The 14,729-nt window shown below is 65.1% G+C and carries 15 protein-coding genes; 6 read left to right on the plus strand and 9 right to left on the minus strand.

Annotated features, from left to right (window positions below; translation table 11 throughout):
• Positions 1-31 precede the first annotated feature (31 nt).
• Positions 32-652 carry a LysE family translocator gene (locus LB528_RS05320; RefSeq protein WP_224516593.1) on the plus strand — a complete coding sequence of 207 codons (621 nt, stop codon included), beginning with the start codon at positions 32-34 and terminating at the stop codon, positions 650-652.
• A gap of 4 nt (positions 653-656) precedes the next feature.
• Here LB528_RS05320 and LB528_RS05325 read toward each other — a convergent pair whose 3' ends face one another.
• Both LB528_RS05325 and LB528_RS05330 read right to left on the minus strand, forming a co-directional pair.
• On the minus strand, positions 657-1,451 hold the full coding sequence (locus LB528_RS05325; RefSeq protein ID WP_224516594.1) for a lysophospholipid acyltransferase family protein: 795 nt from the start codon (positions 1,449-1,451) through the stop codon (positions 657-659).
• A gap of 81 nt (positions 1,452-1,532) precedes the next feature.
• Positions 1,533-2,435 (minus strand): LysR family transcriptional regulator, encoded by a 903-nt coding sequence (locus tag LB528_RS05330; protein WP_224714071.1) that lies wholly within the window; start codon positions 2,433-2,435, stop codon positions 1,533-1,535.
• Between the two features lie 101 nt (positions 2,436-2,536).
• On the opposite strand from LB528_RS05330, the gene LB528_RS05335 reads away from it, so the two are divergent.
• Complete coding sequence (locus tag LB528_RS05335; RefSeq protein WP_224714072.1) at positions 2,537-3,157, plus strand: pyridoxamine 5'-phosphate oxidase family protein; 621 nt, start codon at positions 2,537-2,539, stop codon at positions 3,155-3,157.
• Here the strand turns inward: LB528_RS05335 and LB528_RS05340 are convergent.
• The 3 genes from LB528_RS05340 to ftsE form a co-directional block, all read right to left on the minus strand.
• Positions 3,154-3,882, minus strand: coding sequence for a YdcF family protein (locus LB528_RS05340; RefSeq protein WP_224714073.1), 729 nt, complete (start codon positions 3,880-3,882; stop codon positions 3,154-3,156). The genes LB528_RS05335 and LB528_RS05340 overlap by 4 nt on opposite strands.
• Before the next feature lie 157 nt (positions 3,883-4,039).
• Positions 4,040-4,978 carry a cell division protein FtsX gene (locus tag LB528_RS05345; RefSeq protein WP_224714074.1) on the minus strand — a complete coding sequence of 313 codons (939 nt, stop codon included), beginning with the start codon at positions 4,976-4,978 and terminating at the stop codon, positions 4,040-4,042.
• 39 nt (positions 4,979-5,017) lie between these two features.
• Complete coding sequence (ftsE, locus tag LB528_RS05350; RefSeq protein WP_027167480.1) at positions 5,018-5,677, minus strand: cell division ATP-binding protein FtsE; 660 nt, start codon at positions 5,675-5,677, stop codon at positions 5,018-5,020.
• A 181-nt stretch (positions 5,678-5,858) separates the two neighbouring features.
• Between ftsE and LB528_RS05355 the strand changes: the two genes are divergently transcribed.
• From LB528_RS05355 to LB528_RS05365, 3 genes are all read left to right on the plus strand, one after another.
• Positions 5,859-6,488 (plus strand): hypothetical protein, encoded by a 630-nt coding sequence (locus LB528_RS05355; protein ID WP_224714075.1) that lies wholly within the window; start codon positions 5,859-5,861, stop codon positions 6,486-6,488.
• 77 nt (positions 6,489-6,565) lie between these two features.
• Entirely contained in the window at positions 6,566-7,108 is a 543-nt protein-coding gene (gene hpt / locus LB528_RS05360; protein WP_224516599.1) for a hypoxanthine phosphoribosyltransferase, read from the plus strand.
• A gap of 81 nt (positions 7,109-7,189) precedes the next feature.
• Positions 7,190-7,561 (plus strand): response regulator, encoded by a 372-nt coding sequence (locus tag LB528_RS05365; protein ID WP_224516600.1) that lies wholly within the window; start codon positions 7,190-7,192, stop codon positions 7,559-7,561.
• Here the strand turns inward: LB528_RS05365 and LB528_RS05370 are convergent.
• On the minus strand, positions 7,544-8,509 hold the full coding sequence (locus LB528_RS05370) for a DMT family transporter (protein WP_224714076.1): 966 nt from the start codon (positions 8,507-8,509) through the stop codon (positions 7,544-7,546). The two genes, LB528_RS05365 and LB528_RS05370, sit on opposite strands and share 18 nt — an antisense overlap.
• A 187-nt stretch (positions 8,510-8,696) precedes the next feature.
• On the opposite strand from LB528_RS05370, the gene LB528_RS05375 reads away from it, so the two are divergent.
• Entirely contained in the window at positions 8,697-9,581 is an 885-nt protein-coding gene (locus LB528_RS05375; protein WP_224714077.1) for a LysR family transcriptional regulator, read from the plus strand.
• 111 nt (positions 9,582-9,692) lie between these two features.
• Here the strand turns inward: LB528_RS05375 and LB528_RS05380 are convergent, their stop codons facing one another.
• The 3 genes from LB528_RS05380 to lysA form a co-directional block, all read right to left on the minus strand.
• Positions 9,693-12,323: a TIGR02302 family protein gene (locus LB528_RS05380; RefSeq protein WP_224714078.1), complete on the minus strand. Its 2,631-nt coding sequence runs from the start codon at positions 12,321-12,323 to the stop codon at positions 9,693-9,695.
• A 114-nt stretch (positions 12,324-12,437) separates the two neighbouring features.
• Positions 12,438-13,379, minus strand: coding sequence for a threonine/serine dehydratase (locus LB528_RS05385; RefSeq protein WP_224714079.1), 942 nt, complete (start codon positions 13,377-13,379; stop codon positions 12,438-12,440).
• Positions 13,380-13,407: 28 nt separating this feature from the next.
• On the minus strand, positions 13,408-14,676 hold the full coding sequence (gene lysA / locus LB528_RS05390; RefSeq protein ID WP_224714080.1) for a diaminopimelate decarboxylase: 1,269 nt from the start codon (positions 14,674-14,676) through the stop codon (positions 13,408-13,410).
• Between the last annotated feature and the right edge of the window lie 53 nt (positions 14,677-14,729).

Raw genomic sequence — 14,729 nt, forward strand, 5'->3', positions numbered from 1 at the left:
CCTGTCGGATCGCGGCAGGCGGAGGTTCGACATGGCCGGTGGTGTTCTGGGCGCGGCACAGCCTTGGCAGCAAGTGCTGGCGCTTATCGTGGCCGCGACTGTCGTCATGGGCAGTCCGGGACCGGCGACGATCAGCGTGACCGCCGTCGGCGCGGCTTTCGGTCTGCGTCCTTCCCTGGTTTACACGTCCGGCGTGGTGCTCGGCACGATCGCAGTGCTTCTGGCGGTGGCGGGCGGGTTTTTCGGCATGCTGACCTCGGTGCCGGGAGTGGCGCCGGTGCTGGCGCTCCTTTCGGCCGCCTACATCCTTTATCTTGCCTTCAGAATAGCGACCGCGCCGCCATTGGCGGAGCGCGGGAGCACGGCGACGAAGCCCGATTTTCTCGGCGGCTTCATGCTCGCGGTTGCCAACCCGAAAGCCTATGTGGCGATCGCCGCGGTTTTCGCCGGCGCCGCGTCGCAGGCCGATGCGCTCGGCGCTTCCACCAGGCTGCTGGTGCTTGCCGCGATGATCGTCACCATCCACGTCGCGTGGCTGCTTGCCGGAACGGCGTTCGCGCGCGCCCTGCGCCATCCCATGGCCTCGCGGATCATCAATCTGGTGTTTGCCGCCACGCTGGTGCTGACGACCCTGCTGGCGGCGCTGCGGTAGCCGATCAGGTCTTGGCCGTTACGCCGAGTTCGGCCAGCCGTTTCACCGCCGTCGGCGGCATCGGCGGCGGGTTCGGCGCCTGCGCGGCCTCGACGAGCATCTGGTCGCAGGCGGCCTCGGTCGCGCCGATCAGCCGCTGCATGAATTCCTCCTTGCCGAGCCCTGGCGGGATCGCGGGCAAGAAGCGGGCCTTGATGGTGCCCGGATAGCGCAGGAACTTGCGGCGCGGCCAGTAGAGACCGGCAACATGGGCAACCGGCACCACGGGAACGCCGAGCTGCGTGTAGAGCTCGACGATGCCGTATTTGTAGGAGGGTTCGGCGCCCGGCGGGCGGCGAGTGCCTTCGGGATAGATGATGAGCTGGCGCGGATTGCGGTTCATCTCCTGCCTGGTCGCGGCGATGACCGCCTTAAGCGCTTTCGAACGGCTGCCGCGGTCGACCGGGATCATGCGCATCTTCATGATGTACCAGCCGAAGAAGGGGATCCAGGTCAGCTCGCGCTTCAGGATGTAGAGCGCGTCGTCGAGATAGGGGAAGAAGGCGATCGCGTCCCAGAAAGATTGATGCTTCGGCGCCAGGATGAAGGAGCCGTCGGGCAGGTTCTCGACACCGGTGATCTCGCTCTTCGTCGCGGCGATCTTGTCATAGAGCCACATCGAGCTCCGCGACCAGAATTTCGGCACGAACCAGGCGCGGTGGCGCGGCGACAGGAAATAGAAAGGCGTCCAGAAGATCATCTGGACGATCAGGCTAAGATAGAAGACGAAGTTGAACGCCAGCGAGCGGATAATGAGCATGCAAAGGGCCCGTGAGGAAGTGTGCGTTGGTTACACCAAGCGGCGCAAAAAAGGAAACGGCGCCTTGATCGAACGCTGCCCCTACAACGATCCTGCCAGCCGTTCCTTCAGGCGCGGTGCTGCAAAATCGAGGAAGGCGCGCAGCTTCACCGGCAGCCGGCCCTGGCCAGCATGGACAAGGCTCACCGGCCAGGGCGGCGGCTCGAACAGCTCCAGCACCACCCGTAACGCGCCGGCGCGCACGGCGGCATCGGCCTGGTAGGAGAGCACTTTCGTCAGGCCCAGGCCGGCAATCGCGGCATCGATGGCCGCCTCGGCGGTGTTGACCTGCAGGCGCGAGCGGACCGCGACTGTGGTTTCCGTCTTGCCCGCTCCGAAATTCCATGTCGCGGGAGCGGCTAGACCTTCGAAGGTGATGCAGTTGTGGCCCGCGAGTTCCGGCGGTTTCTCCGGCGTGCCGTGCATGGCGAGATAGGCCGGGCTTGCGCAGACGATGCGGCGGATCGAGCCGACGCGGATCGCGACCATGGCCGAATCCGGCAGCTCGCCGATGCGCACCGCCAGATCGATATGCTCCTCGACTAGTTGGGTGATCCGGTCCGACAAGGTCAGGCGGACATTCACTTGCGGATAGACGGCGAGAAAGCCGGTGATCACCGGCAGCACATGGAGACGGCCGAAGACGACCGGCGCCGTGATGACCAGTTCGCCGGTCGGGCTCGAATATTCGCCGGCCGCGATGCGTTCGGCCTCGCTCACTTCGTCGAGGATGCGGCGGCAGGCGGCAAGATAGGACTGGCCGGCATCGGTCAGCGTCAGCCGCCGCGTCGAGCGGTTGAGCAGGCGCGTCCCCAAGTGCTTCTCCAGTTCGGAGAGCTTGCGGCTCACGGTCGCCAGCGGGATGCCGGCGCGCCGCGCGGCGGCGGAAAGGCTGCCGGCCTCCACCGTGGCGACGAATAGGGACATAGCATCGAGGCGATCCATTATTCTCCCGAAATATGGAAGGGTGAGTTCCAAATATGTCCCCTACATCCGAATTTCGGAAGAGGCTAAGTGAGGTGCGATCCTGTCCGAGGAGCGCCGGCATGAATGAATTCACCAGCGACGTGGCCTTCACGCCGACGATCAAGGCCATCCAGTCCCGCAAGGGGTCGCGTGATTCCTATGCGCGCGTCGAGCAGCGCGGCGGCTGGCGGGCAACAATCACGCCGGACCTCGCCGCCTTCATCGAAGCGCAGACCAGCGCGTTTCTGGCGACGGCCAATGCCGAAGGCCAGCCCTACATCCAGCATCGCGGCGGGCCGGCCGGTTTCCTGAAGGTGCTGGACGAGCACATGATCGGCTTTGCGGATTTTTCCGGCAATCGGCAGTTCATCACCCAGGGCAATCTCGAGGACAACGACCAGGCGTTCCTGTTCCTGATCGACTACATGCTCAGGCAGCGCATCAAGATCTGGGGTAGGGCGCGTGTCGTCGAGAATGACCCGGAGCTGACGGCGAAGCTGATGCCGGCGGACTACAAGGCGCGGCCGGAGCAGACGATCCTGTTCACGGTCACGGCCTGGGATGCCAATTGCCCGCAGCATATTCCCCAGCGTTTCGAAGCGGCGGACGTCGCGGCCGCCCTTGCCGAGCGCGACCGGCGCATAGCCGGCCTGGAGCAGGAGATAGCCCGCTTGCGCGATAATGCGGCGGCTGAGGCTTAATTCTTCACCACGGTCGATGCTTCCGCCAGCGTGACGCCCTCGGGCGTCGTGCGAAGCGGCAGGAAGCCGCGCGCCAGCGACAGTACATATTTGCTGTATTCGGTCAGCAGCACGCGCAGCGCCTCTGGCTTGGTCAGCCAGCCGCCATTACCGAGATTGGTATTGACCACCGGATAGGGTTCCAGGCGCGCGCCATGCAGCAGCCGGCCCATCTCGAGCAGGCTGCGCGGCATGTGGTAGTTGTTGGTGACGATGATGATGCTGCCATAGGCGTGGTTCTCCACCCATTTGGCGCTTTCCTCGGCATTGCCGATGGTGTCGAGCGCGGCGCGGTCAATATCGACGCAGCAGGAGAAGAGCTGCCTGTCGCCGCCCATTGCCGCCTGCAACTGGCGCCTGGTGGCCGACGGATGGACGCCGCTGATCAGCAAGCGTTCGCCTTTGCCGGAGGCCAGCAGGTCCATCGCCGCATCGAGCCGCGACTGCCCGCCAGTGAGCACGATGATGGCATCGGCCCTGGCCGGATTGGCTGGAGTCGTCATATGGCTGACCTTGTCGGCAAACCAGCCGAAGCCGCCGGCAAAAAGCGCCAACGCGGTAAGAACCACAAAACCGAAGATACGCAAGGCGAGCCACAGACGGCCAAACCCGGCAGGGACAGCGGTGCGCATAGGCATCGCCGGCATCGGTCCAGCCGTCTCGACAGAATCCTGCGCTTCCATCATCCCCGGGTTAATCCTGAAAGCTTCTAATGGTTAACTCCGAAATGCCGCCATTGATAGGCAGGACGGCGCACATTGCGTTACGGCAAGTATCCCGTGTGTGATCATTGTCTTGTTTGAATATAGCGCTTTGCGCTGGTTTCCGGATTGATATCATAGGTCAGCCCGCATCCGGCTGGCGAACGTCGATGTCGCTGAGATAGGCGACGACAGTCGCGTGCGAAGTGGCCGCAGTCAGCGCGCCGATCACCAGCACCATCAGGCCGACGCCGAAATAACCGGCCGAGCCGATGGCAAAATTACCGAACAAAGCGGTCGCCTGGTCGGCCTGAGGCGTGGCCATGCTGCGCGACGACCACCAGGAAAAGACGATGAAGACGGCGATCGCCAGGGCGCCGCCGGCGGCCGCGCCCTTCATGCCGGTGACCAGGAAATGCCAGCGGAACTCGCGCGCGATGAAGCGCGCCTCGGCGCCGACGAAATGCAGCACCTCGATGATATGGCCGTTGCCGGCCATGGCGCCGCGCGTGGCGAACACCACCGTCAGCACGGTCGCCGAGAGCATCAGCACCAGAACGGCGATGCCGATCGTCACCGTCGTGTGCGCCATGGCGACCAGACGGTCGACCCAGGTGCGGTGGTCGTCGAGCGCGGCGGTCGGGATTTTCGGCGTGATGGCGGCGCGCATGGCGGCGAAGTCCGGGGGGCTGGCCTCGTCGATGGTGACGATGATGAGGCGCGGCACCGGCAATTCGTCGATGTTGAGACCGCTGCCCAGCCATGGTTCCAGAAGGCGCGCGGTCGCGTCGCGGTCGATGATCTTGGTGCCCTTCACGCCGGGGAACTCGCTGGCGATCTGCGAGGCCTGCGCAAGGGCCGCCTCCATATCGAGGCCGTCGGCCGGCTTGATCTGGATCGTCGCCTCGCGCGAAATCTGGTTCTCCCAGACCGATGCGGTATCGCGCACCAGCGTCACCGCGCCGAAGGTGAGGCAGGACAGGAAGGTCATGATGGCGATGACCAGCACCAGCGCCCGTCCGGCGATGTTCTGCGCCGGCACGATCGGCGCCGTCTTGCGCTGGACACGCCGGATCGTCACCGGCGCCTCGGCTTCGTCGTGGAGGTGATCGGCCGGAGGTCAGTCATAGACGTCCAACCTTCCACCGGCCAGAATCATGCGGCGCGCATCGACCTGCTCCATTAGGCCAAGGTCGTGGGTGGCGATCACTACAGCGGTGCCCAGCCGGTTGAGCTCTATGAACAGCCTGAGCAGCCGGCGCGCCAGCGGCGGGTCGACATTGCCGGTGGGCTCGTCGGCGAGCAGGATCTCCGGCTGTTCGATCAAGGCCCGGGCAATCGCGGCGCGCTGCTTCTCGCCGCCGGACAGCACCGGCGGCAGCACATGCATGCGGTCGCCGAGGCCGACCCATTTCAGAAGCTCGGTGACGTCGGTGCGGTAGCTCGCTTCCTCGCGCCCGCGAACGCGCAGCGGCAGCGCGACATTCTCGTATGTCGTCATATGGTCGAGCAGGCGGAAGTCCTGGAACACCACGCCAATGCGGCGCCGCAGCAGCGGCAGTTCGCCGCGCGAAATGCGCGAGCGATCCTTGCCGAAGATGGTGATCAGGCCGCGCGTCGGCTTCAGCGACATGAACAGCAAGCGCAGCAAGGTCGTCTTGCCGGCGCCCGAAGGGCCGCTCAGGAACTGGAAGGAGCGCTCCGGAATGTGCAGGGAGATGTCCCGGAGGATCTCCGGACCCATGCCATAGCGGAGGCCGACATTTTCGAAGCGGATCACGTTTGGCGACCTGGAAACTCTCGGCGGCGACGCGCCACAATCTACTCTAACAGACCATCCGCCGGCATGGTTAACCGGCGGTTAATTTTGCGATGCTCAGCGTGCATCAAAGCCATTCCGGTGGGGAAGCGTTAACCAATTCCGTTTACGCAAAAGAAACGAAGACTGCACTGGTGCCGTAATGGCTGACGAGAGAACCGCGCGCCCTGTTTCCGGCGAAATCATGACCGGCACGGCAACAAATGCCGCGCCGGAACGCGCCGTTTTCGATGCCGTCGATATCGTCGATGCCGATTACGTGGTGCTGCCGCGTTTTGCCTCGGCACCGGCAGCACCCCCGCCGCAGATTCCGCCGACGCCATCGATCGAGGGCATGGGCATGCTGCGCAAATCGGAGGCAGGGCCGCCGCGGTCCTCGCGCGGCGGTCCAATGTTCTGGATCGCCGGCATCGGCATAGCGCTGATCTCGTTTTGGATGTCGGGCGGTCACGCGCTGGTCCGGCAGAGCCCCTTTTGGACGACCGCCGCGCCGGCGAGCGCGCTCACCATTTCCGGCGTGACGTCGCGCATCGATGCGTCGGGCTTGAAGCCGGTGCTGTTCGTGGATGGCGAGGCGGCGAATGACGGCATGCGGTCGGAAACACTGCCGCCGCTCGAAATCCGCGTCACCGACAACAACGCCAACATTATCCGCTACAGGCTGGGGACATCGAACCGTTCCCTGGGGCCGGGCGAAAGATTCGGCTTTTCCAGCCGCCTCGATGTGCCTAAAGACGGCGTAAGGACCGTCTCCGTCACCTTCGCCGGCTAGGTGCGTCGATCTTCGGGTGAGGCCGGCCTGCAAATAGCGGTTTCCTGCGCTTCCAGGTGATTTTGAAGGACGAAACAATGCCAGTTGTGCGCGGCAAGGACATCGAGGTCCTGTTTTCGGCGTCCGCGATCGCGCGCCGCAATCTCGAGCTCGCCAAGGAAATCGCCGGGCGCGACTACCACGACCTGCTGGTGATCTCGATCCTCAAGGGCTCGTTCGTCTTTGCCGCCGATCTCATCCGCGCCATGCATGATGTCGGCCTGTCGCCGGAAGTCGAGTTCATCTTCATCTCCAGCTATGGCGCCGGCACCACGAGCGGCGAGGTCAGGGTGTTGCGCGACATCGACAACGAGGTCGCCGGCCGCGACGTGCTGTTGATCGACGACATACTGGAATCCGGCAAGACGCTTTCCTACACCCGCGACCTGATGCTTTCGCGGGGCGCCAAGAGCTGCGCCATCGCGGTGCTGCTAGACAAGCGCATGCGCCGCCAGACCTCGCTCAACGCCGACTATGTCGGCTTCGACTGCCCGGACTATTTCGTCGTCGGCTACGGCATGGATGTCGCCCACGCGTTCCGCGAGCTGCCATTTGTCGGGGTGGTGAAAGGCGATGTCTGAGGAGGGCGGGGCCATTCCGAAAAGCTGCCGATCGTTAGAATTTTCAGAAAACATCAATATTTCGGCGGCATCTATCTCGGCATGGCAAAGCTTCTGATCGTCGAGGACGATGAGTCCGTCCGCACCCTCGCTGCCCGCGCGCTCGAGCGCGATGGCCACAATGTCACCATCGCCACCGACGGCGCGCAGGGGCTGGACAGGATCCGGCAGGCGCGTGGCGGTTTCGATCTGGTGGTGTCCGACATCCGCATGCCGGAAATGGACGGCATCGAGATGGCGACAGCCGCCGCAAGAGAGTTTCCAGCGATGCGGATCATGCTGATGACCGGCTATGCCGACCAGCGCGAGCGCGCCGAGGAACTCAACGGCATCATCCTCGACGTCGTGCAGAAGCCGTTCACGCTTGCCGAGATCCGCGGCCGCGTCGGCAAGGCTTTAAGCTGCTTCGCTTGAGACCGCATCGGTCGTAACAGGGACGGCCGGCGCTGCACTTCGCCGACGCCCGCCGCTCAGCGCAAGCAGGCCGGCGCCGATGATCAGCGCCGCGCCCAGCACGGTGGTTTCACGCGGCACTTCGGCGAAGAACAGGAAACCCCAGAGCGGCGACCACAGGATGCCGGTGTATTCGAAGGTGGCGACGCGGTTGGCCGGCGCCATCCGGTAGGCCTGCGACAACAGGATCATGCCGGCGGAAGCGACGAGGCCGCAGGCGGCCATCTTCAGGAAATCCGGCATCGTCGGCCACGCCCATGGCCGCACCAGGAATTCGACACTCGGATGTGCGGCATGGGTGATTCCGGCAAGGTGGAAGACGGTCGCGACCGCAATGGCGCCGCTGAGATAGGCGCCGTTCTGGTAGAAGGCCATCACGGTCGACGATTCGGTGTCGCCGATGCGGCGCGCCATCAGTTGCGAAAAGCCGTAGAGGAAGGCCGAGCCCAGCGACAGCAGCGCCGCCCAGTCGAACACGTTGGCGCCGGGACGCACCATCACAAGCACGCCGACCAGGCCGATCAGCACCGTCGCCAACGTTTTCCAGGAGACGCGCTCGCCGAGATAGGGACCGGCCATCGCCATGATGAACAGCGGCGCCATGAAATAGAGCGCCACTGCATCGGCCAGCGGCAAGGCGGCGATCGCCAGATAATACACCGTATAGGACGAGAACTGGATGAAGGCGCGCAGCGTCAGCATGCCGAAGCGCTTGGACAGCACCGCCTTCAGGCCGACACCGGCCTGGACGATGACGATCAGGATCGGTAGCGCGACGATGGCGCGGATCGCCATCACCTCGGTCACCGGATAGCCGCCCGACACCGCCTTCACCAGCGGATCCTGCAGCGAAAAGACCAGCACGCCGAGACAGAGGCTCAAAATGCCAAGCACCGTCCGGTTCTGCATGATCGATCCAGCGAAAAAGAACCCGCTACCGTTTTCAGGCAGCGGGCACGAGTGAGGACTCTTCGATTGGTCCGCGACCGATTTCGCGGCCGCATATCCAATGGGTGTCTCACTATCCTGCGGTGTTTGACATCTGGCAAACGAATTGGAATGATGCCAGCAATCAGCTTTTCTTATGGCGACCCCGATGCGACCAGTTCTCGACAGCGACCTCCTGCGTACCTTCGTGGCGGTGGCCGAAACCGGCAATTTCACACGTGCGGCGGAGAAAGCCGGGCGCACGCAATCGGCCGTGTCCATGCAGATGAAGAAGCTGGAGGACATGGTCGGCGACAATCTGTTCGAGCGCGGCTCGCGCGGCGTGGCGCTGACGCGCCGCGGCGGCGAATTGATCGCCAACGCGCGCCGGATCGTCTCGCTGCTAGACGAGACGGCGGCCTCGCTGGTGGCGCCGCCGCTCGGCGGGCTGGTGCGCATCGGCATCCCGGCCGAATATGGACGTTCGATCCTGTCGCGGGCGCTGGGCGAATTCGCCAAGAGGCATCCGCGCGTCGAGGTCACGGTGCGCTACGCACATTCGGATTCGCAGGTGCGGGCGCTCGCGGCCGGCGAGCTCGACCTCGCGGTGGTGTTCGAATGGGAGGGCTCTTCCGGCGGCGAGGTGCTGATGCACGACCCGACGGTCTGGGTGACATCGACGCTGCATCATAGGCATGAGGAACGGCCGGTGCCGATCGCGCTCTATAGCCGCAACGGCTGGTGCCGCGACTTCGCCATCAAGTCACTGCAGCAGCGCGGCCTCGACTACCGCGTCGCCTACACCAGCGACACCAATGGCGGCCTGACGCTCGCCGTCACTTCCGGCCTGGCGATCGCGCCAATCTCGCGCAGCAACATCCCGGAAGATTGCCGTGAACTGACGGCTGCCGACGGCTTCGGCGACATCGATTCCTCGAACGTCGTCCTGCACCGCAATCCGCTGGCGACCGGCGAAGCGATCGATGGCATGGAGAACGCGATCCGCGAGGCGTTCATGCTGACCCGGCAGACGGGCGCGGCGGCCGGTGCTTGAGCGGCGGCAACAGCTATCCGACGACGGCGAAACGCCAGAGCAATTCCAGGAAAAGTGTGAGCGGCTTTCCGACCGGAATTGCGTAGAAACAAGAGATAGACGCCTCTGTAACTATTTCAGCTCCAGCAGCCGTTCGAGATAGCTGCGCTCGATATCGGGGCTGAGCGCATTGCCGAGCCGCTTGCGGATCGCGTCGAGGATCTGGCGGGCGCGCTGAACGTCGATCTCGTCTGGAACCTTGACCGAGGTGCCATCATCGGGGCCGTTGGTGGCGCGTGGTCGTCCCAGCGGATCGCGGTCGGCGTCCTGCTGGCGGCCGCCCTGCTCGCTGCCGCCCTGGTCGCCCTGCATGGCCTGCATCTGCTTCATCATTTCCTTGGCGCCGCGGCGCAGCGCCTCCAGTGCGCGGCCCTGGTGGCCGACGGCCTGGTCGCCATCGCCCTGGCCAAGCGATTGTTCGGCATTGCCCATCGACTTGCCGGCTTCGCCGAAGCCCTCATTGGGCTCCATGCCCATGCCTTCGAGGCCTTTTTTCAACTGGTCGAGCTCGCTCTGCAACTGGCCCTGGCCCTCCTGCAGCTGCTTCAGTGCATCGGCCAAATCCTTCGGCGACATTTTTGGCCGACCCAGCGGATCGCGGTCCTGACCGGGGCCCGGCCGCTGCTGGTCGTTGGGCTGGCCCTGTTCGCCGTCCTCACCAAGCTGCTGTTGCTCGCCGCCCTCGCCACGCTGTCCGCGCTGCATCTGGTCCAGCCGGAAGGTGTCGTTCATCATTTCCTGTTGGCGGCGCATGATGTCGCCGAGCTTGTCCATCTGCTGGCGCATCTCGCTGTCCTGCTCGCCGCCCGGCTGCTGGCGGCCGGCCTGCAGGTTGTTCATCATGTCCTGCAGCTCCGAGAGAAGCTGCTGCGCCTTGTCGCGATCGCCCGATTTGGCCAGATTTTCGATCTGGTCCATCATGCGGTTGATGTCGCTCTGGCGCAGCTCGCGGCCGTTCTGCTGCATCTGCGGCGCGTTCGGATTCTGTTGCGCGCGCTGGGCGAATTCCTGCAGGAACTGGTTCATCGCCTCGCGCAGTTCCTTCATCGCCTTTTCGATCTCCTGATCGCTGGCGCCGTTCTTGATGGCGTCCTGCAACGCCTGCTGCGCCTGGCGCAGCCGGCGCTCGGCGGCAGACAGATTGCCTTCCTCGATGCCGAGCGCGATTTCCCAGAGATAGGAGACGACGTTGCGCAGCTGGTCGTCGCTCTCGGAGAGCTTCAGACGGCTCCTCGCGCTCATGATGGCAAGATAGTTCGACATGTTGTCGAACGTATCCTCGGGCCGCAGCGTGATCGCGTCCATCAGGTCGAGAACGCGCGGCTTGGCATTGGTGTCAAGCGCCAGCAGCCGGCGCTGTTCGATCACCGCTCTTGCCAGCGGGTTGGCGAAGGGCCGCTCCGGCATGACCATTGTCTTGGTCTCGCTGGTCGCGGTGTGGCCGGCATCGTCGGTGACGCTCAGCGTCAGCTTGATGTTGCTACCGGCCCAGACGTGTTCGGTCAGGTCCTTGGTCGTCTTGGCCGCGCTCGCCTTGCCGCCGCGGCGCGGCAGGGTCAACGGCATGTCGGGCGCGCCGTAGAGCGGATGCGCGTTGGCCGCCGGCGGGTCCGACGGCTCAAAAACCGCCTTGGCGGAGGCCGCGCCGTAATCATCTGCTATCTCGTAGTTCAGCTCGATGGCGCCGTTGACGGCGCGCTTCGGCTCGCCGACGAAGCGGATCGTCGGCGGCTTGTCTGGAATGACGGCAAAGGCCCAGTGGCCGAGATCGCTATCGCCCGATTTCAGTGTCAGCGTGCCGTTGGTGTTCAGCTTGCCGGCGAACTGGCGCACCTTTGGTGCCGTCTGGCTGGCGGCGGCGGCCGCAGTCCCCTCGGGTGGTGCTGCGGCGGGCGCCGCGGGCTCGATGGCGCGGTCATTGCCGCCTTGATCGGCATAGCTCAGCGTTTCCTCGCCCGAGCCGCCGGTGACGCGCAACGAAACGTCGCTGCCTTGAGGAACGGAAAATGTCTGGACGGCCTGGTTGGCATCGGCAGTCAGGAACAGCGGCGCCTTGCCGGTATAGGCGGGCGGCGTTACCCAGGCGTCGATGCGCGGCGGCACCGCATCGTGCGCGGCGCGGGCGACAAAAGCGTCGCTGACTCTGCCGCCAAACGGTCCGAAGGAGAAGGCCAAAGCGGTGACGAACAACAGCCCCGCCACGGCGCGCAAGCCCCAGCGGTCATGGTCCGGCACACCGGTGCGCGGCCGGTCGGCGCCGAGGCTCGAAAGCCGCTCGGCCATGCGCTTCTGGTGCTCGCGCCACAGCGCCTGCGAGAAGATGCTCTCGGCGCCGCTCGGCCGGTCCGTCTGCACCTGCACCGGGCTGTGCAGCAATTCGTTCGCCGCCTCGATGCGCCGGTCGATCTCGGCTGCCGAGGGCATGCGGAAGAAGCGAAGCGGATAGAGCGCCGCGACCGCGGCCAGCGCGAACAGGATCAGAAGGCCGATGCGGGCCGTGTCCGGCAGACGCGGGAACAGACCGAACCATGAAAGGCTGAGGAACAGGCTGGCGACGACCAGCAATGGCAGCACGAGCGGCCAGGCGCGCTCGAAGAGCATCGAGGCCCGCGTCGCCAACCGGCTGAGCGCCAGGCGCCCGGCCAGGCCGCGTCCATCGCTGGCCGGGCCGCGTTCGCCGCTGGAAATGGGTCGTTCGGTCATCGGCCCTTCCTGCCCGGGCACGATAGCCCGGACGTCATCAGCAGAAGGATACCAACAAACACGGCAAAGGCGAGGCGGGTTCCAAAAACGTGAAGCGGTTTGGCCGGATTATGATCAGAAACTGGCGGGATTCGTGTTCGAACCGCAGACCAGGACCGCCACGCGTTCGCCTTCCGCCGGCACATAGCGTCCGGAAAGCATGGCGGCGAAGGCGGCTGCGCCGCCCGGCTCGGCGATGATTCGCACGCGGTCCCACAGCGCTTTTTGCGCCGCGACGATGTCGTCGTCGCTCACCAGGATCGATCGCTCGACGAAGGCTTCGGCGATCGGGAACATCATCTCGCCGACGCGCTTCGGCGCCAGCGAATCGGCGGCAATGCCCTCGGCGGGCGCATCGACCGGCTCTCCGGCCTCCAGGGCACGGTAAAGCGTCGGCGCTCCCTCGGGCTCGATGGCGACGATGCGGATGCGGCCAGCGAACCAGGCGGCGATGCCGCCGATAAGGCCGCCGCCGCCGACCGCGACCAGCAGCGTGTCGATCTCGGGCAGGTCAGCCTCGATCTCCAGGCCGAGCGTGCCCTGGCCGAGCAGCGTTTCTTCCTGGTTGAAGGCGTGCACCTGCAAGGCGCCGGTCCTGGCGGCGAAATCTTCGCTGGCGGCCAGCGCTTCGGCATAGCGGGCGCCGCCGACCACCAGCTCGGCGCCATAGCCGCGAATGCGCGCGAGCTTCGCCGGCGGGCTGACTTCGGGCACGAAGATGGTCGCCTTGAGCCCGAGCTTCATGGCGGCGTAGGCGACGGCTGCGCCATGATTGCCGCCGGACGCGGCGACCACGCCGGCTCCGGGCACCTGGCGTTCGAGCAGGTTGGTGAAGGCGCCGCGCGCCTTGAACGACCCTGAATGCTGCAGGCATTCGAGCTTCAGGTCGACCGGAAAGGCGGGCCGGCCGAAATCCGCCATGTCGACGCGCATCACAGGCGTGTGACGCACATAGGGCCGGATGCGCGGCTCCACGGCGGCGATGCGTTCGCGCGTGATCGTCTTTTTTTCCAGCATGGGCAGCTCCTTAAGGCGCGCCGCTCGGTTACTTCAGCCAGTCGGGGACCGAATCCAATCCAATCAGGTTCTCATAGGTCTGGCGCGGCCGCACGACATGAAAACGGTCGCCGTCGACCAGCACCTCGGGCACCAGGAGCCTGGTGTTGTAGGTGCCGGCCTGCACCGCGCCATAGGCGCCGGCGGTGGAAACGGCGATGAGGTCGCCCGCCTTCAGCCTCGGCAGGTCGCGGTCGAGACCGATGAAGTCGCCCGTCTCGCAGACCGGGCCGACGACGTCGACCTTCATGCGCGGCGTGGAGGCGGGCGGCTGCACCACCGGCCTGATGTCGTGGAAGGCGTCATAGAGCGTCGGCCGGATCAGGTCGTTCATGGCGGCGTCGACGACGAGGAAGTTCTTGGTGTCGCCTTCCTTCACATAGATGACCTCCGACACCAGGATGCCGGCATTGCCGACGATCAGGCGGCCGGGCTCGAACATCACCTTCAGGCCAAGCCCGGTGACGTGTTTCCTGACGATCTCGGCATAGGCGTCGGGCAGCGGCGGCGGGCTGTTGTCGACGCGGTAGGGAATGCCGAGGCCGCCGCCGAGATCGACATGCTCGATCGCATGTCCGTCGGCGCGCAGCGCGCCGACCAGTTCGACGAGCAGCGCGAAGGCGTCATCGAAAGGCTGCAGCTCGGTGATCTGGCTGCCGATATGAGTGTCGATGCCGGTCACCTTAATACCCGGCAGTTGCGCGGCACGGGCATAGACCTGCCGCGCGCGCTGCCACGGAATGCCGAACTTGTTCTCGGCCTTGCCGGTCGAGATCTTCTTGTGCGTCCTTGCATCGACATCCGGATTGATGCGCAGCGAGATGGGCGCCACCTTGCCGAGCGCCACGGCGCGCGCCGACAAAAGCTCAAGCTCAGGCTCGGATTCGACGTTGAAGCAGAGAATGCCGGCCGAAAGCGCGAAGTCCATTTCGCTCGCGGTCTTGCCGACGCCGGAAAACAGGATCTTGTCGGCCGGGATGCCGGCGGCCAAAGCGCGGCGCAATTCGCCTTCGGAGACCACGTCGGCGCCTGCGCCCTGCCTGGCCAGCGTCCTCAGCACGGCCTGGTTGGAATTCGCCTTCATGGCGTAGCAGACCAGCGCGTCGAGGCCGGCGAAAGCCTCTCTGAAGACGCGGAAATGCCGGGTCAGCGTCGCCGTCGAATAGCAATAGAAGGGCGTGCCGACCTCGGCTGCGATGTCGGGAATGGCGACGTCCTCGGCATGGAGAACGCCGTCGCGGTAGTCGAAATGGTTCACGGGTGTTGGTTCCGGAAAGTTGAAGCCCGATGAGATCTGGTCGATCTCACCAG

The sequence above is a fragment of the Mesorhizobium sp. CA4 genome, from assembly GCF_020165075.1.
GTDB lineage: Bacteria > Pseudomonadota > Alphaproteobacteria > Rhizobiales > Rhizobiaceae > Mesorhizobium.

Coding starts and splice junctions, on each gene's coding strand:
- LB528_RS05320 (WP_224516593.1), top strand. CDS start 32: ATGGCCGGTGGTGTTCTGGGCGCGGCACAGCCTTGGCAGCAAGTGCTG.
- LB528_RS05325 (WP_224516594.1), bottom strand. CDS start 1,451: ATGCTCATTATCCGCTCGCTGGCGTTCAACTTCGTCTTCTATCTTAGC.
- LB528_RS05330 (WP_224714071.1), bottom strand. CDS start 2,435: ATGGATCGCCTCGATGCTATGTCCCTATTCGTCGCCACGGTGGAGGCC.
- LB528_RS05335 (WP_224714072.1), top strand. CDS start 2,537: ATGAATGAATTCACCAGCGACGTGGCCTTCACGCCGACGATCAAGGCC.
- LB528_RS05340 (WP_224714073.1), bottom strand. CDS start 3,882: ATGATGGAAGCGCAGGATTCTGTCGAGACGGCTGGACCGATGCCGGCG.
- LB528_RS05355 (WP_224714075.1), top strand. CDS start 5,859: ATGGCTGACGAGAGAACCGCGCGCCCTGTTTCCGGCGAAATCATGACC.
- hpt (WP_224516599.1), top strand. CDS start 6,566: ATGCCAGTTGTGCGCGGCAAGGACATCGAGGTCCTGTTTTCGGCGTCC.
- LB528_RS05365 (WP_224516600.1), top strand. CDS start 7,190: ATGGCAAAGCTTCTGATCGTCGAGGACGATGAGTCCGTCCGCACCCTC.
- LB528_RS05370 (WP_224714076.1), bottom strand. CDS start 8,509: ATGCAGAACCGGACGGTGCTTGGCATTTTGAGCCTCTGTCTCGGCGTG.
- LB528_RS05375 (WP_224714077.1), top strand. CDS start 8,697: ATGCGACCAGTTCTCGACAGCGACCTCCTGCGTACCTTCGTGGCGGTG.
- LB528_RS05380 (WP_224714078.1), bottom strand. CDS start 12,323: ATGACCGAACGACCCATTTCCAGCGGCGAACGCGGCCCGGCCAGCGAT.
- LB528_RS05385 (WP_224714079.1), bottom strand. CDS start 13,379: ATGCTGGAAAAAAAGACGATCACGCGCGAACGCATCGCCGCCGTGGAG.